Raw genomic sequence first — 24,444 nt, 5'->3', positions numbered from 1 at the left:
AACATGAATTACCTTTTCCCGGAACTAGGCACCTTGTTTAGCGGTGTATCTGTAAAAGATACAGATGTAGTTTTGCGCGATGCAAAATTGACAGGGTTGGTCGAGAAGAGATTGTTTGCAGGCGGGTATGCAGTAATGGTATTTTCCAGCGGAATACCGGGGGTGGCTTATCACATTGAAGGCGAAACTGTAACTCCATTAACGATTTCAGAATTTTCAGCTGTTGGTGCCGAACAAACCGTTGAGGCGCGTGTCATTAAATTGCCTGATGTTGCTGGGCGGCTTTCAATGTTAGCGTTGGAATCCAAACCGGATGAAGGCATGATGATCCAGAATGAGAATGAATGGAACATCCATATTGAATCCTGGAGGAAAAATAGGCGGAATGCGCTGCTTGAGGTCAGGTCTGGCGAAATGTATGGGGTCACCCTCATCTGGCAGGGAGAATTACAGGCGAGCGATATGATTTTCACTACCTCCTCAGAAGGCATCGTTTTAAGCCTTCCTGATTTTGCTGCAACTCGCGGTTTCCCGATGGACGTAATGCTGTATTCTTTATCCGATTCGTCGCAGGCATATCAATATGCGGTACTCAGGCATGGTGTAATGGAGTGGATGAGTATGATGCTTGCCCGCTATAAGGAATTAGTGGGGAGCAAACTCCTTTTTACAATGGAACAGGAATTGAATAGCCAGATCCACCCCTGGGGTTGGAAAATTAATTTGAACGGCACTCGGATGAGTGATGCTCACTTTTTTCTTCGTATGAAGGAAGCAGAACAGGCGTATCGTGCTTTGTTTATGTCCATGAGCATGTTAATGGATATTGTGATCGGGAGCAACTTGACCTTGCGGCTATTAAACGAAACTTATGCTCAACTTCCCCCTGAAGAACAGGCGGTTTTGCATGCAATGCGCTTGATACCAGTGGCTTTTTCGGAATAGTGGCGAATGAATAACCTTAAATCAACCAAAATCTTAGGATTGTCTCCTCAATGGGTTTTGCGGCTGGGATATTTCCTTGCTTTTACTATGCTTTCCCTAATGGTTAGGGAATATTACCTCCCTTCACCCGATGAAAATGAATCAGGGACAGGCACCTTGATTATTAATTACATCAGCCTTGTTTCTGCCATTGGTGCAGCAGTTATCGCCAGTATGGTGGCAGGACAATTTTCAAAAGGCGAATCTCCGCACCGGATCTGGGTTTTGTTCTCTGTCGGACTTTGGTTATGGGTTGCTGGTGAAGTAAGCGTGATGGATTACAGCTTTTTTCCGGCGGACAATATTTCACCAGACTTTGAGATGGTGGATGTCTTCTGGTTGTTGGGATATCTTTTCCTCGGGTTGTCTCTATTTTTGCAATTGCTGGCAGCTTATGGAGTGAAACATAGACGTAGAATTTATTTATTTTATGTTGGTATGGTGGCATTTGCTGTGTTGGTGGCAGCGGGTTTGACGATCCTTATTCGTAACCAGAATCCAGAGGGCGATTCGTGGTTGTTTTTGTTTGTCACCCTTTTGTATCCGGTTTTGGATGTTTTCGAAGGCGGCACCGCTCTTTGGCTTTCATTTCTCTTTGCGCGTGGGCAATGGAGCCGACCATGGTGGGGCTTGATTTTATTCGCCATTACAGACGGTATCGATGCCTTTTATTGGAGTGGCGGCTACAATCTTGTTCCTGTTTCTTTTCAAAATATTCTTGATTTTGTATCGTTAATTACATACCCTTCAAGTTATATGATCGCCGGGTTGGCGTTGCTTTCCAATTTCTTCATCCTTCGCTATGGCATGAATAGCGGACTATTAACCGTTCCAAAAAAGAAAACACTTTCGAATTTGGGTAAAGGATAAAGCAGGCTTCTTGCATAAGCGCTCTTGCTGCCTTGAGCAGGGTGAAAAATGGACTTTTGCAAGAAGTCTAGTATAAAAAATAATAAAAGCCGGGCATGTGATTGCTCGGCTTTTTTATCTCTATTTTTTTCCAAACTTCTTCATCAACACAGCTTTCAACGTAGGTACGCTAATTTCCTGCAATTCATAGCGGACTCTTTTCCTATATCTCTCCCCATATCATCACTCTGTTCCTTCCATTTTCCTTGGATTGATAAAGTGCTTTATCTGCTTTGAGGATCAAATCTTCTGCCATCTTTGTATGATTAGGGTAAGTGGCAATCCCTACCGAGACCGTAATATTTATACTCTTGGTTTCGTACTGAATGTAAATTTGGGTGCATTGCGTTCGAAATTGTTCTGCACGGTCGTAAGCGGCTTGGGTTTCTATTCCTGACATGACCAGTATAAATTCTTCACCGCCATAGCGGCAGGCAATGTCTGAACCGCGACTGTTGGTCTTTAGAAGATCTGCAATGGCGATCAGGAATTTGTCGCCGGTTTTGTGTCCATACGAGTCGTTGATATCCTTGAAATGGTCAACATCCATCATTAGTAAACTGATCGGGATATTCTCTCGTTCTGCACGATTTAACTCATGGGCGAGATATTCAGCAAGATAGCGGCGGTTGTAAAGCCCTGTCAATGGATCATGGATGGCTTGTTCCTGTAACTCCATGCGAAGCAGCTCGACTTTCTTCACGTGGTTATGCAATTCCTGATTTGCTTGCATCAGCAGGCGCTCATTTAATTTCCTTTCTGTGATGTCTCGTGAGACGCCATATACCTCTAAATGAGAGGTGGCTTCATTGATATGGAAACTTGTCGTTGCCTCTGTCCATATAGTGCTTCCGTCTTTGCAGGGTTGTTCCACTTCGTTAACGTGAAATCCAGTATTCCCATCCAGGTATTCTTGAACATAGGTTGGAAGTTTTTCCTGGAGTAATTGGAATGACTGTGGTGTGAGAGCCTCTGAAAGGCTTTGCTGAAGAACTTCGTCCACGGTGTAACCACGTAGTTTTTCAATGGATGGACTTACGTATCGAAAACGCATGATATGAACGTCGAGGATCCAGATCACATCTGAAATATTTTCCGCCAGAAGTCTGTACCTTGTTTCGCTGGCTTTTAATGCCTCATTGATCTGCTTATGATCGGTCACATCGTCGAATGTCGTATATACCTGATAGGGTTCTTGCTCGTCATTTTTAAATTGTGGTACAGCATGGACATTGATCCAGCGGTAGTCGTTGACCTGCGGATTGAAAACCCCCATAACGACGTTTCGAACTTCCTGCCCGGTGCGTAATGCGATCATGGCTGGATGTTCCTGCCCTGGGAGTTCACTGCCATCTTCATGGATCGTTCTCCAGCGCGGGTCCATGGACGTGCGCCCTTGCATTTGGTCGCTGGTGAGCCCCAGAAGATGTTCGGCGGCAGGGTTTGCCAGTACCACCTCGCCGCTTTTGGATTGAAATACAACCCCCTGCACCATGGTTTCAAATAGCAATCTGAATCGGGCTTCGCTATCGTGCAGAAGTTCTTCAGCTTTCTTGCGTTCACTTATGTCCTGCATGAAAACGATGATATGAAGCGAGTCTTCGAATCGATAATAACTAAGCTTGATATCTACTGGGATTTCTCTGCCATCTTTGTGTTGAGCGAGCAGGTTGACGCCAGTTCCGAGCTGACGAATAAAGGGTTTTTCGTTATACCCATGGCGGTGCTCGGCATGGGTATAACGAAAACGATCTGGCAATAATTCGTCCACATTTTTTCCAACAAGTTCATTGTTGGAGTATCCCATGAGGGTGGATGCCTCTATATTGGCAAAGTTGATCGTACCATCCTGATCAATACCAAAGATCAAATAAGGCGCCGAGTCGACCAATTGACGGATGCGTTCTTCGCTGGCGAGTAACGCTTCTCTCGCCCGTCTTTTTTCGTTTATGTTGCGCGAGACACCATAAATTTCAATATGCCCATTTTCAGGATTGATCTGAAAATTTGCCGTAACTTCGGTCCAGACTGTAGAGCCATCCTTGCATATCTGTTCCAATTCGTCCACATAAAATGCCTGTTGTCCATTTTGAAAATCCTTCAATCGCGACGCAATCGATTGTTGGACGTATCGGAACGAATCTGGCGCTAGAGCGCTTTCCATGTTCCCTGCAATGACTTCTTCCGGGCTGTATCCTCTTAACCGTTCCACGGATGGACTGATATAACGGGTGCGATTTTCAATTATGTCGTATATCCAGATCACATCCGAGACATTTTCTGCCAACAGACGGTACATTTCCCTGCTTTGCTTTAGTGCTTCTTCCGTTTTTTGCCTTTCTTTAAGTTCTATTTTCAATTGGGTATTTGTATAATCGAGATGCTCTATCAAAAGATGGACAACTACATTGGAAATAATGATGATAATGATCAAAATGACATAGTCGAATACTGTTGCATGCATGTTGATTTGCGGAATGTATAACCCGTAAATATCCCCAAATGTCAACCAGGTGATTCCTGCAAGTGTTAATCCCGTTGCAAAGATCATACCGCGGCGTTTTTGAGCCAGCCCGGCGAACATGATCATGACGGGATAAGCAATCAGTGCGTAGTCGTGAATCCCCTGTCCCAGAGTTGCGGCGATGGTGATAAAGGTTATATAGATGCCAGCCGTTGCCAGACTGCTTTTAGAAAGTTTTCCTTGACGTAGAAGCACCATGGGTATGAGTTGCAGGACACAACCTGAGGTAAGTAAAAGCCAAAGAGAGCCATCACCCCATACCAAATCCATAAATAGGATAATGCCACTTCCCACCCAATAGATCAGGATATTAATCAGCAAGATTCGTCCCAATCTCTTTTCTTCTTCCCCTTGAGTATTATGGTGTAACAACCATTTGTTCGGGATAGTTGACATGAGATACGCCTAATGTGAGAGATTTTTTTTCTTGACAGGATTATCCTTAAGTTAATTGTAGCAAGAAAGTGCCTCAATGTGCATGGGCTGGTTGTTTAATAAAAGTCGGTTTGCCTCTCGACAAACCGACTCATCTTTTATTTCTTCATTCCAAACTTCTTCATCAACACATCTTTCAATGTAGGCACGCCAATCTCTTGCAATTCATAGCGGACTCTTTGACTCGGCTTGTTGATCTTGATGACGCGGCTCAAGTCGATCGGCGTACCGATCACAACCATATCCACATCCGATTTGTTGATGGTTTCTTCCAGTTCGCGGGTCTGTTTTTCACCATAGCCCATCGCAGGAAGGATGGCACCGGTCTTCGGGTACTTTTCAAAGGTCTTGGCGATCGAACCGACCGCGAACGGACGCGGATCCACGATCTCTTTGGCTCCGAAACGACGAGCGGCAACATAGCCTGCGCCATACGCCATCTCACCATGAGTGAGCGTCGGTCCATCTTCTACAACCAATACGCGCTTGCCGAAAATGGCATCTGGGTCATCCACAAAGAGGGGGGAGGCGCCTTCGATCTGTACGGCAGTTGGGTTCAACTTGCGGAGTGACTCGCGCAGCTTGATGACGTTCTCTGCATCCGCCGTGTCCACTTTATTGATGACAAAACAATCTGCCATGCGCACATTGGTCTCGCCGGGGTAGTACGTCGATTCGTGCCCAGTGCGATGCGGGTCTGCGACCACGATCTGATAATCAGGCACATAGAATGGGAAGTCGTTATTGCCGCCGTCCCACAAGACAATGTCCGCTTCCGCTTCGGCTTTGCGGATGATCTTCTCGTAATCGACACCGGCATAAATGATCACGCCGCTGTCAATATGCGGTTCGTATTCTTCGCGTTCTTCGATGGTGCATTCGTATTCATCAAGGTCATCATACGATGCATAGCGCTGCACTTCCTGCGCGACGAGATTTCCATACGGCATTGGGTGACGGATCGCGGCGACTTTGTAGCCCATCTCTTGCAAGACAGCTGCCACGCGCCTCGTCGTCTGACTTTTGCCTGATCCCGTCCGAACGGCACTGATCGACACGACTGGCTTCGTGCTCTTGATCTGCGTGTTCTTTGTGCCCATAATGCGGAAGTCCGCACCGGCGGCGTTGACCATGCTGGCTTTGTGCATCACATATTCATGCGGCACATCGCTGTACGAAAAGACAACTTGTTCCGCGCCATACTTCTTGATGAGGTCGAGCAGTTCTTCCTCGGCTCGGATTGGGATTCCGCTCGGGTACAAGTCACCAGCCAACTCTTTCGGATAGAGGCGTCCTTCAATGTCGGGGATCTGGGTGGCGGTAAAAGCTACAACTTCGTAATCCTTATTCCCTCTGAAAAATGTATTGAAGTTGTGAAAATCGCGCCCTGCGGCGCCCATGATGATGGTTTTGATCGGCATAGGAAACTCCTGTGCTTTCCGCATCGAGGACCATGTCCGAGCAGACTCGGCTTGGGATTTGAGCCAACTCGTTTTTACCCAATGCGGTCTTATTAATAAGATTAAACAAGAAAACAGGCTGGACGCCAAGATAACGTTCAGCCTGTTTTTGATGTGACACGCTTCTTTCCCCGCTCGAACCTGTATCTGTTACTGAACCATTCTCCACGCCGACGGTAAAGCAACACCCGCCGCAACCATCTTGATGACATCACCGATGATAAATGGCAGTAAACCCAATTCAATGGCTTTGCCAAAACTGCCAACAACGGTGCTTAACCATGTCACACCGAAGGCGTAGATGATGACTGTACCGACCAGGAAAGGCAGGACGGAAGTCTTGAAACTGCGTTCCATACCACGTTCAGCCAGTAAGCCGACAACATACGCCGCCACAATAAAGCCAGCCAAATAACCAGCCGTTGCACCGGTGAGAATGCCAATTCCGCTGGCACCGCCTGCGAAGAAGGGCAGCCCTGCCGCACCTTGAGCGATGTATGCAAGCATGGCAGCCGCTCCACGTTTAGAGCCAAGCAGCGCGCCAACGAGCAACACGGCGAAGGTCTGTCCCGTAATAGGAACGGGGGAGAAGGGCAAGGGAATTTCAATTTGAGCCAATAGCGCAACCAACCATGAACCAAGCAAGATCAAAGTGACGTTGCGCACAGCGCTGGAAACATGCGGGAATGAACGTTCGTATATTGTAGGGGCAAGTGTGGTCATTAAGAGTCTCCTATGTAAAATGATTCCGAAATAATAACCCCTAAACTTGCTGTTCGATTTGCATTAGACCATTGTCCATCGTCCATGGTCTATCGTCTAATAAAAAAACAGACCAAGCTTCACAACTTGATCTGTCTCCACTTTCTATCTATTTTCTTTTCCCTCTTTCATCCACTACATCACATCCGGCGACTGAATATCCAAAAGCCGCAGGGCATTTGCCACCACCTGCTTTGCCGCTGCCACCAATCGCAGACGGGCATTCTTTACCTTTTCATCATCATTTTGCAAGACAGGCACGGCATGATAGAACGAGTGGAAGGCGTTCGCCAGATCGTAGGCATACATCGCCATCACGAGCGGACGATACTCTTCTGCCGCCTGTTGCACTTTCTGCGGGAACTGTGACATCTGCTCGATTAACTCGATCTCCTGCTTTGTAAGATCATAATCAAACGTGGCGCTCATCACACTGCCAGCCTTTTTCAAAATGGAGTTTGCACGCACATGCGCATTCTGAATATACGGACCAGTCCGTCCGTCGAATGAAAGCGCTTCGTTGATGTCGAAGACAATGTCTTTATTGTTATCCACCGAAAGCATCGAATAGACCAATGCGCCTAAACCGATCTGCTGGGCGATCTGCTCGCGTTCGTCAGGTGCGATCTCCACGCTCTTTTCGGCATTCACCGAAAGCACGCGCTTCACGGCTTCGTCATACACTTCTTTAAACAAAACCACACGTCCCTTGCGGGAAGACATGGCACCTTCAGGCAAACTCACAAAACCGTAGCCGAGGTGATGACACTTCTCCGATTGCGGGAAGCCCCACAACTTGAGAATGGCAAATGCCTGTTGCAAGTGCAATGCCTGGCGCGAGTCAACGACATAGATCGAACGGTCTACGTGATACTGTTCGAACTTCACTTTGGCTAATGCCAGATCTTTGGTCAGGTAAAGCGTCGTGCCGTCTCGGCGCAAAATGACGTTAGTGCGATACTTCTCCTTGGTCAGCCCAAGTTTCTCGTCGATCTTAACGATGACTGCGCCGCCGCTTGGGCGTTCATCATCTGCGATGTTTTTGGCGATCAATTCATCCACGATCACCTTCGAGGGCTCATCCACTTCAGACTCGTAGAACCACACATCCATTTTTACATCGAGCATGTGCAGCACTTCGCGCAGTTCTTCCAAGCTCCACTCACGGGTCACACGCCATAACTCGCGCACATACTCATCGCCCGCGTCCCACTTGCGATACATCTCGCGGCGTTCGGCTTCGTAAGCTTCGCGCTGCGCGGTCTGCTCGGGTGTTTCGTTTTCTTTCTTTTCCAACAACTGATTGGCTTCCACGTACAACTTTAAGAGCCATTGCCCGCGCTCATGAACGCCTGCAGGTTCCTGTCCCTTGTATAGTTTTTCATAGATCCACATCACCGTGATGACGCCCAGACCCAAGTCACCGGGGTATGAAGCACGGATGGTTTTAAAGCCTGCAAACTCAACCAGCCTTGCCAACACTTCACCCAAGATTGTATTGCGTGCATGCCCAATATGAAACGAATGATGTGTATTCGGCTGAGCATATTCGACCATCACAGTCTCAGCCTTCGCCGCACCACGCCCAAATTCAATTCCATTGGAGAGCACTTCTTCCACAACGCGACCCGCATACTCAGATGTTTTAAAGTAGACGTTGAGATAGCCTTTCACCGCTTCGATGTGACTGATCCCAGCTACGCTTCCCAACTGCGCCTTGACCTGCTCGGCAATTTCTTGAGCCTTTTGCGGCACCGGAAGTTTGCTGCCTCTACCGAGTTTCGCTTCGTTGGCGGCAGTCTGAAAGAAGGAAGTAGCAAAACCCCATTCACCCGAGAAGGGGATGGGCTGCCATTTCAATTCTGCCAGCGCAATGTCGTTGGCTTTGCAGAACTCTTTTACTTTTTCTTCGATGAGTTGTTGTTCTTTTTGAAACATAGGCGTAGCGATCCTGTGGATAGATAATTTCGATTATATCTACTTTCAATGCCGAAACGAAATGAATGTAGGTTGGGGGCTTCTCAACGCCGAAGGCGTGAAATGATTATAGATTTTTGGGTTATATCATCCCAACCCCGAAGGGGTGATATAGGTTTTATCGTGCTACGACACCCCTTTGGGGTTCATGTGACGATTTGTTTGTTGCTAAAATCCTGTTATCCCATCGGGATTAGACTTTTGAATGCTATTGGCGGAGACTTCAATCGTTCAATGACCTTTTCAGCGCATTCTTCGGTCGTCAATGTGGCAGTGTCGAGTTCGAGGTCGTATTGAGCGTATTTATGAATAACCTCATATTGCAGTCTGGCTTGACCGAGGGTACGGTCTTTTCTATCTTTTTCGCGTTGTTCCAAAATTTCCAGTGGACAGGTCAGCCCAATGAGGTAAGTGTTCGTTTTGGCAAACAATTCGGCGCACTCATCCACCCAGGCTTTTTCGACGAAAACATGGTCAGCAAGGACGTTGTTTCCGCGCGAAGCGGCAGCGGCGATGGCGTGGTGCATGCCCGAGAACAGCGACCAGCCCACAGGTCCAGCATGAAGCGCTTTTCCAAGGACCTCATCCCAAAGCGGACGGTCAAGATAGCGGCTGGGCAGCATCCAAATGAATTTGTCGATGCCCATATCCAGATATGGATCGGGTAACTTTTTCTGCAAAAGTTTCAGCAGAGAAGTTTTTCCAGAGGAGGATGTCCCGTTGATAAAGATGACAGTGGGCATAAAGTACCCGTGAAGGGTAAAACAAAAACGGGAGTCTTGCGACTCCCGCTGCTGTTCGAGTGCTAACTTACGCGCTCTTTTTGGTCAACGCTGCAAGGGCTTTCATCAAGCGGCTCTTGCGACGCGCGACCGTGTTCTTATGGAACACGCCTTTTTCAGCTGCCTTATCCAAAGCGCTGATGGCTTGCATCACAGCTTGCTTGGTTTCAGGGGTCTCGCTGGAAATGGCTTTGCGCGCGGCGTTATCGGCAGTGCGGGCGGCGCCACGGACATTGCGGTTACGCAGACGGCGCTTCTCGTTCTGACGATTGCGTTTGATTTGTGACTGAATGTTAGCCAAGGTCTTCCTCCAAAAAATTCTTGCCTTACTTTTACGACGGCGACATATTTTACATGGCGGGGGCGTATTTGTCCAGTAAATCGAAAAGAAATCCGCGGGCAATTTTGCCCGCGGATCATTGGTTATGGGGTCGCCGGTGCAGCGTTGATGGGGGTGTAGGTGGCGGTGGGGAGAACCGTACCCGGACCCGGTGTAATAGGCGTGCTGGTTGGCGGACGAGTGGCGGTGGCTGTCACAATATTCACCGGAACCAACAGAACCTGCCCAACAAAGAGGGCGTTCGGGTCGGTCAGAGAATTTTCTTTCATGATTTCTTCGATGGTGCTGTTGAACGTATTTGCGATCGCACCCAGCGAGTCACCGGAAGCAACTACGTACTCCAATTTGGTTCCGCGCGGGAGGTTAGGTGGAATAGTTGTCGCGGTCGGAAGCGGCATATCTGGGTTGGGCAGCAAAATGGTCTGACCAGGAACGACATTTAGTGTAGTTGGGTCGATCCCTGTAGCGAATTTGGTCGGATCGGAAGGGGTTGCATAAGGATTCAGGAGCAACATGAGCGGAATGGCATTTTCACCCAATGCGAACTTTTCTGCAATTACTGCCAGAGAGTCGCCATCCTGCACGGTGTAGGTAAACGGCGCCGAGAACGTAGGCGTTGATGTGATGGTGGGTGAAGGTGTTTCTGTAAACGTGGGTGTTGGCGTGTTCGTGTTGGTTGGCGTGTAGGTCATGGTAGGGGTGGGGGTGTCCGTAGCCAACAGAAGGTTGATCGGCTTTCCGGGCAGGGTAAGCCAGTAGATCAACAGTGCCAGCCCTCCCAGTAAAAGTACACCAGCAGCGATCACGATCGTGTTTTGCCTGCCGCGGTTTCGTTTGCGATAGGAGCCGATCGTTCCTGATGGGGGGGAGCCTGTAGGTTTGATATTCATTGAGACATTCCTTTTTGCACTACTTTCTTGATGTATTTTCCAGCCAGTAGCAGTGTGATTTAATTCTACCTGAAAAATTGAATTGCGTAAGTCGGGAGGAATAGCCCTCCCAGTTCAGCACGAGTAAAAAATTGGTGTAGATCTCATAATGATTGACTCCGGAGTAAAAACGAAAAGATATAGAAAGACCTCTGCATGATAAGCGCAGAGGTCTTAGGGGGTGTAACAATGAGAGGCAATTATCGTGCCATATGCTCTTTTAAGTATTTTCCAGTGTAAGAACCCTTGACCTTCATCACTTGTTCCGGCGTACCTTCGGCGATCAATTCGCCGCCACGGTCGCCGCCTTCGGGACCGAGATCGATCAACCAGTCGGCAACCTTGATAATGTCTAGGTTGTGCTCGATGATCAACACCGAATTGCCAGTATCGACCAGTCGCTGCATTACTTCGATCAATTTGTGAACGTCTGCTGCGTGCAAGCCGACGGAGGGTTCGTCGAGCACGTACAAAGTTCGTCCAGTTGCGCGGCGAGACAACTCTTTCGATAACTTTACACGTTGCGCCTCACCACCAGAGAGAGTTGTAGCAGGCTGCCCCACACGCACGTAGCCCAAGCCAACTTCCTGTAAGAGCTTCAGCTTATTCTGCATCTGCGGATAATTCTGAAATTCTCCCAGCGCATGCTCAACGGTCATATCCAACACATCGGCAATTGAATATTTATCACGGAATAAAACCTGCAAGGTCTCGCGGTTGAAGCGCTTGCCATGACAAACATCACAGGGCACGTACACATCCGGCAGGAATTGCATTTCAATACGTAATTCGCCCTGTCCCTGACAGGCTTCACAACGCCCGCCATGCACATTGAAAGAGAAGCGCCCGGGTTTGTATCCGCGCACTTTGCTTTCGGGCAGTTCAGCATACAGCTTGCGAATTTCATCGAACAAGCCGGTATACGTACCCGGGTTCGAGCGCGGTGTGCGCCCGATGGGTGACTGGTCAATGTTGATGATCTTGTCGAGATGCTCGATCCCTTCGATCTTTTTGTGTTCGCCGCCTTGGGTGCGCGCGCCCATTAACTTTGCGGCGAGTTCGTTGTATAGAATATCGCTCATCAACGTGGATTTGCCCGAGCCGGAAACACCAGTGATGCAAATCAACTTTCCAAGCGGGATGGTGATATTGAGGTTCTTGAGATTGTTTGCAGTTGCGCCGAGGATTTTGAGATTCTTCCCATTACCTTCGCGCCTCTTCTTCGGGACTTCAACCTGTTTCCGCCCCGAGAGATATTGTCCAGTGAGTGACTTTGGGTGCGCCAAGATCTGCTTGGGCGTGCCTTCTGCAATCACCTGTCCGCCATGTTCACCGGCGGCAGGACCCAGATCGATGACCCAATCTGATTCAAGGATGGTTTCGTCATCGTGTTCAACGACCAAGACCGTATTGCCGAGATCACGCAGACCTTTGAGCGTTTCCAGCAGACGTGAATTATCACGCGGATGTAAACCAATGGAGGGTTCATCTAAAACGTAGAGCACGCCCACGAGACGTGAACCAACTTGCGTCGCAAGGCGGATGCGTTGAGCTTCTCCACCAGAGAGAGTCACAGCTGAACGGTTCAATGTCAAATAATCCAAACCGACGTTGACGAGGAAGTTCAAGCGTTCGTGGATTTCTCTAATCACTCGTTCGGCGATGGCTTTCTGTTTGGATGTAAGCGGCGAATTTTTGCCCGCGATCTTTTTCACCCAATCCAGCGTTACCAGCACGGGCCATGAGTTGGCTTCCACGATGTTAACATCGTCCACGGTGACGGCTAATGCGGCGGGATTAAGTCTTTTTCCCTTACAACTCGGGCAGGGACGGTCGGACATGAACTCTGAAATTTTTTCGCGGATGTATTCCGAGTTCGTTTCACGGTAGCGGCGTTCGAGGTTGGTGATGACGCCTTCGAAGGCACGGGTAAATTTGAACTCATTGCCATTCGCGTTCTGATAGGTCATCTGAATTTGTTTGTCACCCGTGCCGTACAAAACGATCTTTTGCTGTTCTTTGGTCAATTCATTGAAGGGTTTATCCAGATCAAATTTGAACGCCTTGGCGGCGTTAACCAAACTCTGCCAGTAATAGCCGCCTTCTTCCTTCGGTCCACTCCACTCCATGCTGATGATCGCTCCATCGGTCAGAGACAAGCTATCGTCTGGGATGATGCGGTTGGGGTCAATTTCCAGTTTGGAGCCAAGTCCCTGACAATCTGGGCAAGCGCCTTGGGGCGTGTTAAAGGAAAAGGTACGCGGCTCCACTTCAGAGATGGTCGAACCGTGCTCGGGGCAGGCAAGATGCTCAGAGTAGGCGATGTCTTCCTTTTTATCCACGAGGTTTACGGTGATGTATCCCTCGCCGAATTTGAGAGCCGTCTCTACTGAATCGGTCAGACGGGTAAGCGCCGCTCTTTTATCTTCCTTTGAACCTTCCTGCGAAATGACAAGACGGTCAACAACCGCTTCGATCGTATGTTGTTTATAACGGTCGAGTTCGATCTCATCGTCGAGCGAGTGGACGGTTCCATCTACGCGAGCGCGGGTAAAGCCTGCCTTGCGGATCTCATCAAAGACAGCTTGATATGTGCCTTTGCGTCCGCGCACCAACGGGGCAAGCAGAATGATGCGCGTGCCTTCAGGTAAGTTTGCGATCTTATCCACGATCTCTTGAGCTGATTGTTTCGCCACGACACGTCCGCAAACCGGGCAGTGCGGAATGCCTGCACGCGCAAACAAAAGACGCATGTAATCATAGATTTCGGTTACGGTGCCGACGGTGGAACGCGGGTTGTGGCTGGTGGATTTCTGGTCGATGGATACGGCGGGGGAGAGCCCGTCAATGTAATCGACATCGGGCTTGTCCATTTGACCGATGAACTGGCGCGCATACGCCGAAAGTGACTCGACATAACGTCGCTGTCCTTCGGCGAAGATGGTATCGAACGCCAGTGACGACTTGCCCGACCCCGACAAGCCGGTGATGACCACGAACTTGTCGCGTGGAATTTCTACGGTGATATTTTTCAGATTATGGACGCGCGCGCCCACGACACGGATTTTGTTGGAAGACATGAGACTCCTGTTTGGGAGGGATGATTATAGCACAGGCGTTCTGTTAATTGAATAGTCTCGGGAGTTAATTGAAAATAATTATTCTTATACAAGACCTCCATATTTTCGGTGAAAACGTATTCGTATTTGTATATATAAAAGCATCCGTCGAATATTCGACGGATGCTGAAAGACCAAAAAGCAATTGAAATTAGGGTTTGATTTCACAAAGGGCTGGGAATTTTTGGCAAATATTCACAAGTATGATGCCACCGCCCCCTGATGATGGTGAAGAAGGCGATGAACCATCATCCCCTGCTTCTTCCGAAACACCAGCTACGGGGCAGCCCAAGGGCTCGGTGCCAGTTGGGACAAAACCCACTGGGACGCGGCAGGAGTTGTCGATACCAGCAATGTTTTTGATCGGGTACAGACTGTTTTGTTTGTCCGGTGACCCGGCAGATTCTTCTGTTGTTGTGTCATGTAAATTGAACTTTGTAGTATCAAATGGGGTGGCACTTGCCCAAACCGACCACATAAAAGTAGGGGTAGAAGGAAAGATGACCTTGTTGAATGCAATTTGAATGGAAGGAGTTTCACCGTTCACAAATCGTACCCATCCCAGATCGGGGTTTGCTCCCTCTCCACTATCAAACATGAGTTTTTCGTAGCCATCGCCCGTGTAATTCGTATCACTGCGTTTTGCGTCATTGCCGCCAATATCGCCATTGTCATCAGCGTAGATTTGCACACCATTCGTGCTCCAGTCACTTCCAAATGTTGGGTTGGCAACGATCAACAATTCGCCGCGTCCGTCAATGTTGCTGTCTAATTCAATGGCGTAATGACCGCTGGGAGCTTGGCCAGCAGCAGCCAATCCGCCCAAATTTAGGGTGACATAAAAGAAATTATCATCTTCACCAATTGAGAAATTGACAATGTCAATTTCAGGTAAATATGCTCCCATGTCCGCAGTAAATGGACGTTCATATCTGTTTTTCTTAAAGTCATCGCCAAAATTTACATCTTTATTTTCAGCAGAATTGATTTCATCATTGTCTGAAGCGTTTCCTATAGTTTCGGCTGGTTCAGAAGGTATCGTCGTGTGAACGATCGGTGCTTCAGTAGCTGGTGCTTCTGTTGCAACTGGTGAGTCAATAGCTGGTGCTTCCGTTGCATCTGGAGTGGCGCCTCCAAAATTACAAGCAGATAGCATTAACACCATTAGAATTGCCAACAATTTCGATAGATTTGATTTCATAACTTCTCCTATTTTTTTCTTCATAAAATAAATTTGTGACCTGCGTGTCTGATATTAAACTTTTTCATGCACCTTGAAAATCACCCTTTCGTGGCATGACTTTTGTATGAAAGTTTTTCACCGTTCATTGGGGAACATTTCTTCAAAATAAACGTCTCCGTTCATTTTGAAGAAAAGACGGCATGGTAAAAGCCTCAACGGATTTTTATGAATGCGCTAAAAGATATCCAATATAAATTCGGAGAAGTACAAGGGCTTTTATTGTTTCTTTTTTTATAACCCCGCATACTTTTCTTGCAAACTTGCTTGGGAACGGTGTTTAAATTCGGGCTCTAGAATTGATATTCCCTTTCTTGGGGCATTGAGCTGGTTTGTGCATCGGCATTATCTTGAACGAGGCAGTTTCGGTCGTTCGGGGTAACCCTACTATTTTTCTACGCAAAATATAGGAAATTGGTCATGTTATACTGAGTGCAACTTCTCAAATCCGGCGGTGTTCTTATTTTTAGTTCCGCCGGTAAGGTTTTTAACTTGTCCGATACGGAATATCACGAAGAGGAAGTGCTCGCCCGCGCCTCCCAAGGCGATAAGGACGCATTTGGCGCACTGTACGAACGCTATGCAGAGCGCATCTTCAACTATGTGTACTATCGCACTGGGAACCAGCATGATGCTGAGGATTTAACCGCGCGTGTATTCCAGCGGGCGATGAACCACATCCGAAATTACACGGATCGTGGAGTGCCGTTCTCGGCATGGCTTTACCGGATCGCTCACAACTTGGTGGCGAACTGGCATCGCGACCGCAGCCGTAAGCAGGAAATCCCTATTGATGACCTGCCCATTCTGCCGACCAAGGGTGACCACCCTGAAAGGAATTTGGTCCGTTCGCAGGAGCAGGATGCGCTGTTGAAAATGATCCGCAAGCTTCCGCCGGAGAGGCAGAACCTGTTGATCTTGAAATTTGTCGAGAACATGTCTAACGCTGAGATCGGTAAGATCATGGGTAGAAGCGAAGGAGCTGTGAAGAGTCTTTATCATCGCACTCTTCTGGCACTTCGAGATCAATTGGAAGATCAAAATCTTAATCTTGAAGGAGAATAAACCATGGCATTACGTATCGTAACCGACGGCGCAGTAGACCTTCCAACAGAGTGGTACAAGGAATACGACATTCAGCGCATTCCGATCAACGTGCATTTTGGCGAAGAAAAGACCTTCATCCAGGATGTGGAACTTGACCAGGACGGGTTTTACAAACTGGTGAACAGCAAGACCCTCCCTCATCCCAAGACCTCCCAGCCTTCTCCGCATCAGTTTGTGGAATTCTACAAAAAGATCGCCCAACCCGGCGATACGATCCTTTCCATTCATATCACCAGCAAACTCTCCGGCACATACGCCTCATCCGTTTCGGCGGCTGAGGAATTAAAGGGCACTTACACTGTTGTGCCGGTGGATACGTTATGCGGAACGATGGGCACGGCTTTTATGTGCCGCGCTGCCCGCCAGATGGAACGTGCTGGCAAGAGCGTCGATGAGATCGTGAAATTCATCGAAGGTGTTCGTAGCAAAACCCATGTGGTTCTCACTCTTGAGACCCTTGAATACGCTCGCCGCAGCGGACGTGTCGGCGCGCTTTCGGCAGCGCTCGCATCTGTCTTGAACGTCAAACCGATTGCTTTATTGAAAGACGGGCTGATCGACATGGTCGATCGCGTTCGCACGCGCAAGGCTGCCATTGAACGTGTGCTTGATCTTGCAAAAGAAACCGTTGGCGATGCACCTGTTGCAGTTGGAGTCGTTCATGCCAATGATGAAGCATCCGCACAGTCACTGCTGGACGAGGCAAAGAAACGTTTCAACGTTAAGGAAAGTTTCCTGACCGACCTATCGATCTCGCTTGTCATCAATTTTGGACCCGGCACAGTTGGCTTGGTGTTATATCCTGCTGAGTAATTAGACCCAATGAACGCACATCAGACTTCCTCCACAAATAATGAATTGCAATCCCTCGAAACGCATCTCTCGCGGACGTTGAAACGGGTATCGCCTCCGAACGGTCTGGTCGAACGCCTGCGCGGACGTGTTCAAATGCCAACCCGTTCCGAGATCACTCTGCGGCTGACCGACTGGCGCAAGTTGTTCATTGTCTTTGGCGGAGTAATGTCTGGTATGTTGTTATTGGTTACGCTGGCGCGCATGTTCTACTACCTCACCGGTCGTAGAGACGCAATGTAAGTTTGTAAAAAAGAATAAACCCCTAAAGGAAAACCTTTAGGGGTTTTTGATTTAACCGGGTTAATTCTTCAGCAACCAATTGCACAATGCTTTTGATTCGGCGATCAGGTCGGCATTGATCGGGAGTTTGAATTCTTCGGTAACACGCAAGGTCAAATGGTCAGCAGCCAATTTCAAGTCGGGGGGGAGAAGCGTTTCTTCTTTGATGAAATTAAGCAGGTCATGGGCGGAACGGCTTGGGAGGCGGGTTCCTTTGCGGGTCAGGTAATCCCGGATGGCGATGCCAGCAGCACGGCGCGCACACACCCGCGCCTGTCCTTCATTGTGATTGGCTCTTGCCTGTGCAGCGGCTTCAAACTCATGTTGGATTTCGTTGGCAGGGTTGGTCATATTGTGATTATAAGATAACCTGTTGCTGGATTTAAGACCGCACTGGGTATAATTTGGGAAAGTATTGAGGAGGCTGAAGATGAAAAATAAATTGTTATCGGTATTTATTTGGAGCGTAGTTCTAAGTGTGATGATCAGTGCGTGCGGCGGAGTGGCGCCGGTTGGTGCGCCAGACGCAGCTGTAACAGAGGCTGCCGAGCCTGTGTCAGAACCTGCTTTGGAGGCGCTTCCTTCGGGTGATGGTCCCACGGTAGTGACCGGTAAGGTGGAATATACAGACTTGTTCTTTACCATGGGCGTCGCTGAGCCTGTGATCATTTTGGAAGATCAGGGTGGGTTCGTTGCCCGAAATCGCAAATTCATTATTCCGGTCGAGTCGCAGGTGATGGGGCAGATCACGTCCGATTTTTATACCTCGCCGTTCACCTATAGCTTGACCCTGCCTGCCCAGCCAAAAGGGACATTGAATGATGTCGATCATGACGGGCAGCAAGATACTGGCGTGATGGTCTTTGCTGTGGCGTATTGGACGAATACCTGGGGTGACCCTTATCTTGAGAAGCGCGATCAAGGCGGCGGCGGATGGTCAGGGGCATATGCCTCCACTCGGGTAAGCGATTCTAGCGATTCTTTCCTTGAAGTCTATGGTGGGCAATATGTAGTGTATGCACCGGACGAGGATCAGCAATTCCCCTCCGATTTTGGTGCAGATAAAAAATTATTCACAGACGATGACCCGCTTGTGAGTTTGCCTGTTGGTTGGTCTGTGGTGGATATGGACCAATCTCCATTTGCGATCGACCGCTCGGATAACCCGACACTTAATTTATATGAGCCGGAAAGCTCCGCGTTGGATGATTTTTCGCAAATGTCTTACACCGAGGCGTTCGACGCCATGTTGGAAAAATTCCGCAAGGAATACGCCTATACGGAATTTAAGAAGGTGGATTGGGACGCCCGCGAGGAGGAATTCCGTCCCCGTTTTGAAGAGGCAGAGAAATCCAAAGATTCTCACGCGTATGCTCTGGCATTGCGCGATTTCCTTTGGTCTGTTCCTGATACTCACATTGCTATGGATATCTCTGCGCTTAATGATGATTTCTCCGCTGATATTTCGGGAGGGATAGGTCTGGCGCTGGGAGAAACCAGTGATGGCAAGATCGTTGCTCGTTATATCACCCCGGGTGGTCCCGCGGAAAAATCGGGCATCGAATTTGGCGCTGAGATCATTTCCATGGATGGGAAGCCGATCGATGATATTGTCTCTGTTGTGGTGCCATGGTCTTCGCCGTTTAGCAACCCTGAGATCAAACGATTACAGCAATTGCGTTATGCTACCCGTTTCCGAGCAGAGAAAGGGCAGGTGGAGGTTGCATTCGTGAACCCAGGTGGAACGGCGCAATCGGCTGTTTTGGAAGTGGTCGCTGAGCGTGATAGTTTTAGTGTTACCTCTTTTGCCTTTGGTCAGCCTGCCACTTCATTACCCGTGGAATTCAAAGTCTTACCAAGCGGTTATGGATATATCAAGATCAGCAGCTTCTCCGAAAACGAAGTTTTGAGCATTCAAGCCTGGGAATATGCTTTGCAATATTTCGTTGATAATAAGGTCCCCGGTGTGATCCTGGACATGCGCAATAACAGCGGCGGCAGCGGTTGGCTTGCAGATCAGATGGCAGCCTACTTCTTTACACAAGAGGTTGTTTCTAGAAAAGGATCCACATACGATGAAGTTTCGGACGAGTTTTATATCGACCCTGCCAGTGAAGCGCTCATGATCCCGCCGCGGGAAGGGTTGCAATATACGGGTCCGGTGGTGGTGATGGTGGGTCCGGCATGTGTTAGTGCCTGTGAGTTCTTCTCCTATGACATGACCATCAATGACCGCGCCACCATTGTGGGGCAGTATCCGACCTCTGGCGCAGGCGGGGGTATAGAGGCGTTCATGATGCCGGAAAGTACCTATGTGCAGATGACTGTAGCGCGCCAAATGGATGCTGATGGCAACATCCATATTGAAGGCGGTGGCGTAGCCCCTGATGTGCGTGTACCTGTAACCGTGGAATCATTCCAGCGCGTTTTGGCTGGGGATGATGTGATCCTTGAGGCGGCGGAGGAAGTCATCGGTCAGCCTATGGGAGCCGGGGTTACTCCATCTGCTTCACCGAAACTTTCTACGAAGGAAGAAGCGGAATCTGCTTTGTCTGCCGGCGCGGAATTTCTTGATGCCAAAGCGCGCGAGCAGTATCCGCCCGAAGAGGCATCTGTCCCTGGTGAGTTGACTTATACAGTTCCACTTGAAAAGTCTGAAACATTGATCTGGGCGTATTACTGGTGTGCGTCTACCAAGGAGACGCTGGCGCAGAATTTCAGCCAGATCAACGTCACCTTTGAGATGAATGGAGAGGTAGTTCCCCTCGACCAATTCGCCGTTTCTGAGCTGGAATCGGGCGGGAATCAGTGCCGGGTCATTTATACGGCTCTTTCAGACTGGCAGTCTGGGGAGCATCATCTGACAACATCAGTTACTTTCAAGAGTGCGATCAATGATGGGATGGGGGATTACCCGGCAGGGGACTATATTTCCAAGTACTCTGTCTTTGTACCTTGATCTTCAGGAATCCCGGGTCGGGAGAGACCCGGGATTCCCTGTTCTTGTAAGGGTATTGCAGACAAAACTTATAAAAACTAAGTATAATTATCTTAATGGTTGAGGCGCTGAAGATGTGCCAAATCATCCCATTTACGGAAACGACTGGAGAACCCATGAAAAAATCATTGTTAATTAGCATTCTTGCCACCATCCTGGTGACGGCATGTGCTGCCCAGCCAGCCCAGCCGACTCTTTCTGCTGAAGATCAAAACGCCATTGCGGTTGCTGTGGCAATGACCACAATTGCCGAGAACAGTGTTGCTGTTGAAAACGCTCCGGTCACAGTTGCCGAGGCTCCGGCGATCCCAACCGAACCTGTGGTGATGGTTTCTGTTGATAATCCCACGGCTATGCCGAATGTTACAGATGGGCTTGCCTTGCAGACAACTCCTGAAAGTGTGGTGGACCCCTGTGACAAGATCTTGAAGACTTCTGAAGCTGGTCCGCTTACCAATGTTCGCTTTAAGAACAAGACCGGTGGACAGGTCAGTTTGGGTGTTTTCCTCTGGAAAGAAAATGCTTATGGGCAATGCGGATATGTAGTTGGAAATCCCATTAGTATTGCCAAGAACCAAAGCCGCTCTCTTAGCTTGCCGCAGGGCGCTTATTTTGCCTGGGCATGGGTTACTTTCGAAAACGGTGAGACGAGTTCTCCTCATGGCAACTTCTTCAACAATGAATCCTCCGATCCCAATCTTTCTGCCAGCGCCCGCCCCACCATGGAAGTGATCATTAAGCGCCTTGAGATCATTCCTGGCTAATTTATCATTTGCAATAAAAAAGACACCGGCATGCCGGTGTCTTTTTTATTTGTATATATTGGAGGTTAGTCCACGAAACGATATTTGATCAGCGCCCAGACTGCCTCGAAGGCATCATGAAGTTTGATCTTCTTTCCCTGTGTGTAATCACGTGGATTAAAAGTGATCGGCACCTCATAAATACGATATTTGCGTTTGAGGATCTTGGCGGTAAATTCTGGCTCAAAGTTGAAACTGTTGGCACGGATAACCATTCCTGCAATTACCTCTTTGCGGAAGACCTTGTAACCGGTTTCCATATCGGTCAGAATGGTGTCATATAGGATGTTGGTCATCAAGGTCAATGACTTGTTTGCCACCATGTGCCAGAACATGGTCACACGATGCGCCCTACCGAGGAAGCGTGAGCCGTATACAACATCAGCCAAGCCTTCTTCGATGGGCTTTATCAGTTCAGGGTAATCGCGCGGATCGTACTCAAGGTCGGCATCCTGAATCAGGAGGATATCCCCCTGAGCGGCATTCATACCAGTACGCACGGCAGCGCCCTTGCCTTTATTTTTTTCATGTAAGATGACGCGCAACCCATTTTTTCCATCCAGGGTACCCAGAATGTCGCGCGTTCCATCCTTCGAGCCATCGTCCACAAGTATGATCTCATGCGCCAATTGGGTCGCCTGGACGCGTTGAATGATGGTCTGGATGCTTTCAACTTCGTTGTAAACGGGAATTATGACAGAGAGTTTCATAGCGGCTGGATTATAAACGAAAAGAAGTATAATCGGACGCACGTTCGAAATTTTCCACTCTGGATACGGTGACCCTTATGGTAGTAAAACAAACTGGACAAATTCCCCCTGCGCCTTCTGGCGGGTTTACTCCGCCGCAGATCAATAGCCTTGAGGATACGGGGCTTTCCACCCTCTGGCTTCAAGATCTCATTTTAAAGGTGCTTTACTTTCGTGGGTATTTGTCTGGCAGCAAGATCTCTGATGAGATCACCCTGCCCTTTGCCGGTGTGACAGACCAACTTTTAACCACCCTTAAACAGGAAAAATTGATCGAAGTCAAGTCGTCTCAGGGCGGCTTGGGTGAGGGGTCCTACACCTACGGCATCACCAGCGCTGGAATTGTCCGCGCGCGTGAAGCGTTGGAACGCAGTCAATATGCAGGACCAGCCCCGGTTCCTTTCGAAGTCTATAATGAATCCATTCGAAAGCAAAAGAGCGGCAGGGTTGCTGTTACCACTCGTAGTATGCGGCAGATTCTTTCGCAAATGGTGATTTCCGAGGCGTCTTTTCAGCGTCTTGGTCCTGCTTTGAATTCCGGAACATCCATCTTTATGTATGGACCTCCCGGAAACGGTAAAACCAGCATTGCTCGTGCTTTTGGCAACCTGGTGCTTAGCCAGAATATGTACATTCCGTATGCTTTGTATCTGGATGGGCAGGTGATCAAGGTATATGATGCGGTCAGCCACAGCCTTGCACCGGATAATGACACTGGTTCTCCCAACCCAACCGGTACATTGCGCTCCAACAACCGCCGCGACCCACGTTGGGTTAAGATTCGTCGACCATTCATTGTTGTCGGCGGCGAGTTGACGTTGGAAGGTCTTGACCTCGTATTTGATGACACCACAAAATTTTACGAAGCGCCATTTCAAGTAAAAGCCAATGGCGGAATTCTGCTTATTGACGACTTTGGACGCCAGCAGGTTCGTCCGCGTGACCTGCTCAACCGCTGGATCGTTCCACTCGAAAACCGGGTGGACTTCCTGCGCCTGCATACCGGGCGCAAAGTGGAAGTGCCCTTCGATGTCTTGATCGTCTTCTCGACCAACCTGCCGCCAAAAGACCTTGTGGATGAAGCCTTCCTGCGCCGTTTGCGACACAAGATCGAGATCGGCGATCCATCCTTTGAAGAATATCGCGAGATCTTTAAGCGCGTTGCCCAAGACAAACGCGTTGAATATAACGATCAGGGATTGGCTTATCTTCTGCAGGAATGGTACATCAAACGCAATCGAAAGCTGCGCGCCTCCCATCCCCGCGACCTGTGCGATCAGATTCTCGACATCGCCTCGTACATGTCGGTTACGCCTACCATGTCGCGTGAAATGATCGATCGCGCTGCCAAAGCTTATTTTGTGGACATTTAAACCCGCCTCACCATACCGCCTCAACCTGACTCATCATGCTTGATCTTTTCCCACATCCCATCCTTCTCGCTCATCGGGGCGATCTGGCGCATGCGCCGGAGAATACACTCCCATCTTTCACACAAGCTATCCAAAAAGGCGCCGATGGCGTGGAATTGGATGCCAAACTTACCGTCGATGGACATGTAATCGTCATCCATGATGAAACCGTGGACCGCACCACGGATGGCAAGGGAAAAGTCGCTTCCTTTACCTTGGATGCGATCCGAAAATTGGATGCAGGTACCTGGTTTAACCCGAAATTTGCAGGCACAAAAGTCCCTTTGCTGGAAGAAGTCTTTGAGACTGTTGGCAAGGATAAACTTATCAACATCGAATTGACGAATTATTACTCCCGGCATGATGGTCTGGTGGTAAAGGTCTGCGATTTGATCAAACGCCACAACAATGCCAGCCAGATCATTTTTTCTTCCTTTTTTGCTTCGAATTTAAAGATCGCCCAACAGACTCTGCCTGAGATCCCGCGCGGATTACTCGCTCTGCCCGGACTGATGGGGTTGTGGGCGCGTTCCTTTGGCTTCATGTTCGGTGACTATCAGGCATCTCATCCGCACATTTCAGATGCCAGTCGGGAACAAATTCAACGCGCGCATCGTGTGAAACGCCGGGTACATGTATGGACGGCAAACTCTCCCGAGGAGATTCAGCGCCTGCGTGATTGGGGTGTGGACGGACTCTTCACGGATGACCCTGGCGCAGCAATACAGGCTCTTGGCAGGGCGAAGTGAAGCTCTCCGAATGCCGGGAACAAGCCCGGGC

General features: G+C 48.9%; 20 protein-coding genes. 9 read left to right on the top strand and 11 right to left on the bottom strand.

The features are described from left to right. Positions 1-3 precede the first annotated feature (3 nt). On the top strand, positions 4-945 hold the full coding sequence (locus IPG80_RS05155; protein ID WP_345103399.1) for a hypothetical protein: 942 nt from the start codon (positions 4-6) through the stop codon (positions 943-945). Between the two features lie 39 nt (positions 946-984). After that, positions 985-1,854: a hypothetical protein gene (locus IPG80_RS05150; RefSeq protein WP_345103397.1), complete on the top strand. Its 870-nt coding sequence runs from the start codon at positions 985-987 to the stop codon at positions 1,852-1,854. Between the two features lie 202 nt (positions 1,855-2,056). Here IPG80_RS05150 and IPG80_RS05145 read toward each other — a convergent pair whose 3' ends face one another. The 9 genes from IPG80_RS05145 to IPG80_RS05105 all read right to left on the bottom strand — a co-directional run bounded on the left by IPG80_RS05145 (position 2,057) and on the right by IPG80_RS05105 (position 15,422). Beyond that, positions 2,057-4,813 (bottom strand): PAS domain S-box protein, encoded by a 2,757-nt coding sequence (locus IPG80_RS05145; RefSeq protein ID WP_345103395.1) that lies wholly within the window; start codon positions 4,811-4,813, stop codon positions 2,057-2,059. A gap of 137 nt (positions 4,814-4,950) precedes the next feature. After that, positions 4,951-6,273, bottom strand: a complete 1,323-nt coding sequence (locus IPG80_RS05140) for a cyclic 2,3-diphosphoglycerate synthase (protein WP_345103393.1) — start codon at positions 6,271-6,273, stop codon at positions 4,951-4,953. 189 nt (positions 6,274-6,462) lie between these two features. Continuing rightward, entirely contained in the window at positions 6,463-7,035 is a 573-nt protein-coding gene (locus IPG80_RS05135; RefSeq protein WP_345103391.1) for a biotin transporter BioY, read from the bottom strand. Between the two features lie 174 nt (positions 7,036-7,209). Next, positions 7,210-9,012: an arginine--tRNA ligase gene (gene argS, locus IPG80_RS05130; RefSeq protein ID WP_345103389.1), complete on the bottom strand. Its 1,803-nt coding sequence runs from the start codon at positions 9,010-9,012 to the stop codon at positions 7,210-7,212. Between the two features lie 218 nt (positions 9,013-9,230). Continuing rightward, on the bottom strand, positions 9,231-9,794 hold the full coding sequence (locus IPG80_RS05125; RefSeq protein WP_345103387.1) for a zeta toxin family protein: 564 nt from the start codon (positions 9,792-9,794) through the stop codon (positions 9,231-9,233). A 67-nt stretch (positions 9,795-9,861) separates the two neighbouring features. Further along, positions 9,862-10,134, bottom strand: a complete 273-nt coding sequence (gene rpsT, locus IPG80_RS05120) for a 30S ribosomal protein S20 (protein ID WP_345103385.1) — start codon at positions 10,132-10,134, stop codon at positions 9,862-9,864. A 122-nt stretch (positions 10,135-10,256) separates the two neighbouring features. Next, complete coding sequence (locus IPG80_RS05115) at positions 10,257-11,063, bottom strand: LysM peptidoglycan-binding domain-containing protein (RefSeq protein ID WP_345103383.1); 807 nt, start codon at positions 11,061-11,063, stop codon at positions 10,257-10,259. A gap of 239 nt (positions 11,064-11,302) precedes the next feature. After that, positions 11,303-14,182 carry an excinuclease ABC subunit UvrA gene (uvrA, locus tag IPG80_RS05110; RefSeq protein ID WP_345103381.1) on the bottom strand — a complete coding sequence of 960 codons (2,880 nt, stop codon included), beginning with the start codon at positions 14,180-14,182 and terminating at the stop codon, positions 11,303-11,305. 190 nt (positions 14,183-14,372) lie between these two features. Next, positions 14,373-15,422, bottom strand: coding sequence for a hypothetical protein (locus tag IPG80_RS05105; protein WP_345103379.1), 1,050 nt, complete (start codon positions 15,420-15,422; stop codon positions 14,373-14,375). A gap of 531 nt (positions 15,423-15,953) precedes the next feature. Here IPG80_RS05105 and IPG80_RS05100 point away from each other — a divergent pair. Genes IPG80_RS05100 through IPG80_RS05090 form a run of 3 tightly spaced genes read left to right on the top strand, consistent with a single transcriptional unit; the run spans position 15,954 to position 17,663 of the window. Further along, positions 15,954-16,526, top strand: a complete 573-nt coding sequence (locus IPG80_RS05100; RefSeq protein WP_345103378.1) for a sigma-70 family RNA polymerase sigma factor — start codon at positions 15,954-15,956, stop codon at positions 16,524-16,526. A 3-nt stretch (positions 16,527-16,529) separates the two neighbouring features. Beyond that, a complete protein-coding gene (locus IPG80_RS05095; protein ID WP_345103377.1) occupies positions 16,530-17,381 on the top strand; it encodes a DegV family protein in 852 nt (283 codons plus the stop codon). A gap of 9 nt (positions 17,382-17,390) precedes the next feature. Beyond that, a complete protein-coding gene (locus IPG80_RS05090) occupies positions 17,391-17,663 on the top strand; it encodes a hypothetical protein (protein WP_345103375.1) in 273 nt (90 codons plus the stop codon). Positions 17,664-17,723: 60 nt separating this feature from the next. Here the strand turns inward: IPG80_RS05090 and IPG80_RS05085 are convergent, their stop codons facing one another. Continuing rightward, the gene (locus IPG80_RS05085; protein WP_345103373.1) at positions 17,724-18,053 is read right to left on the bottom strand and encodes a hypothetical protein; all 330 of its coding nucleotides are present in this window, start codon (positions 18,051-18,053) and stop codon (positions 17,724-17,726) included. Between the two features lie 79 nt (positions 18,054-18,132). Between IPG80_RS05085 and IPG80_RS05080 the strand changes: the two genes are divergently transcribed. Both IPG80_RS05080 and IPG80_RS05075 read left to right on the top strand, forming a co-directional pair. Continuing rightward, positions 18,133-20,661 carry a S41 family peptidase gene (locus IPG80_RS05080; RefSeq protein WP_345103371.1) on the top strand — a complete coding sequence of 843 codons (2,529 nt, stop codon included), beginning with the start codon at positions 18,133-18,135 and terminating at the stop codon, positions 20,659-20,661. A gap of 155 nt (positions 20,662-20,816) precedes the next feature. Further along, positions 20,817-21,464, top strand: a complete 648-nt coding sequence (locus IPG80_RS05075; protein WP_345103369.1) for a hypothetical protein — start codon at positions 20,817-20,819, stop codon at positions 21,462-21,464. A 65-nt stretch (positions 21,465-21,529) separates the two neighbouring features. On the opposite strand, the gene IPG80_RS05070 is transcribed toward IPG80_RS05075, so the two are convergent. Next, positions 21,530-22,213, bottom strand: a complete 684-nt coding sequence (locus IPG80_RS05070) for a glycosyltransferase family 2 protein (protein ID WP_345103367.1) — start codon at positions 22,211-22,213, stop codon at positions 21,530-21,532. 77 nt (positions 22,214-22,290) lie between these two features. On the opposite strand from IPG80_RS05070, the gene IPG80_RS05065 reads away from it, so the two are divergent. Both IPG80_RS05065 and IPG80_RS05060 read left to right on the top strand, forming a co-directional pair. After that, on the top strand, positions 22,291-23,625 hold the full coding sequence (locus IPG80_RS05065; RefSeq protein WP_345103365.1) for an ATP-binding protein: 1,335 nt from the start codon (positions 22,291-22,293) through the stop codon (positions 23,623-23,625). A gap of 35 nt (positions 23,626-23,660) precedes the next feature. Further along, the gene (locus tag IPG80_RS05060) at positions 23,661-24,413 is read left to right on the top strand and encodes a glycerophosphodiester phosphodiesterase family protein (RefSeq protein ID WP_345103363.1); all 753 of its coding nucleotides are present in this window, start codon (positions 23,661-23,663) and stop codon (positions 24,411-24,413) included. Positions 24,414-24,444: the final 31 nt, after the last annotated feature.

Source organism: Candidatus Villigracilis vicinus (genome assembly GCF_016702885.1).
GTDB lineage: Bacteria > Chloroflexota > Anaerolineae > Anaerolineales > Villigracilaceae > Villigracilis > Villigracilis vicinus.
Note: the sequence above shows the minus strand (reverse complement) of the source record. Positions and strands in the feature narration are given on the sequence as shown.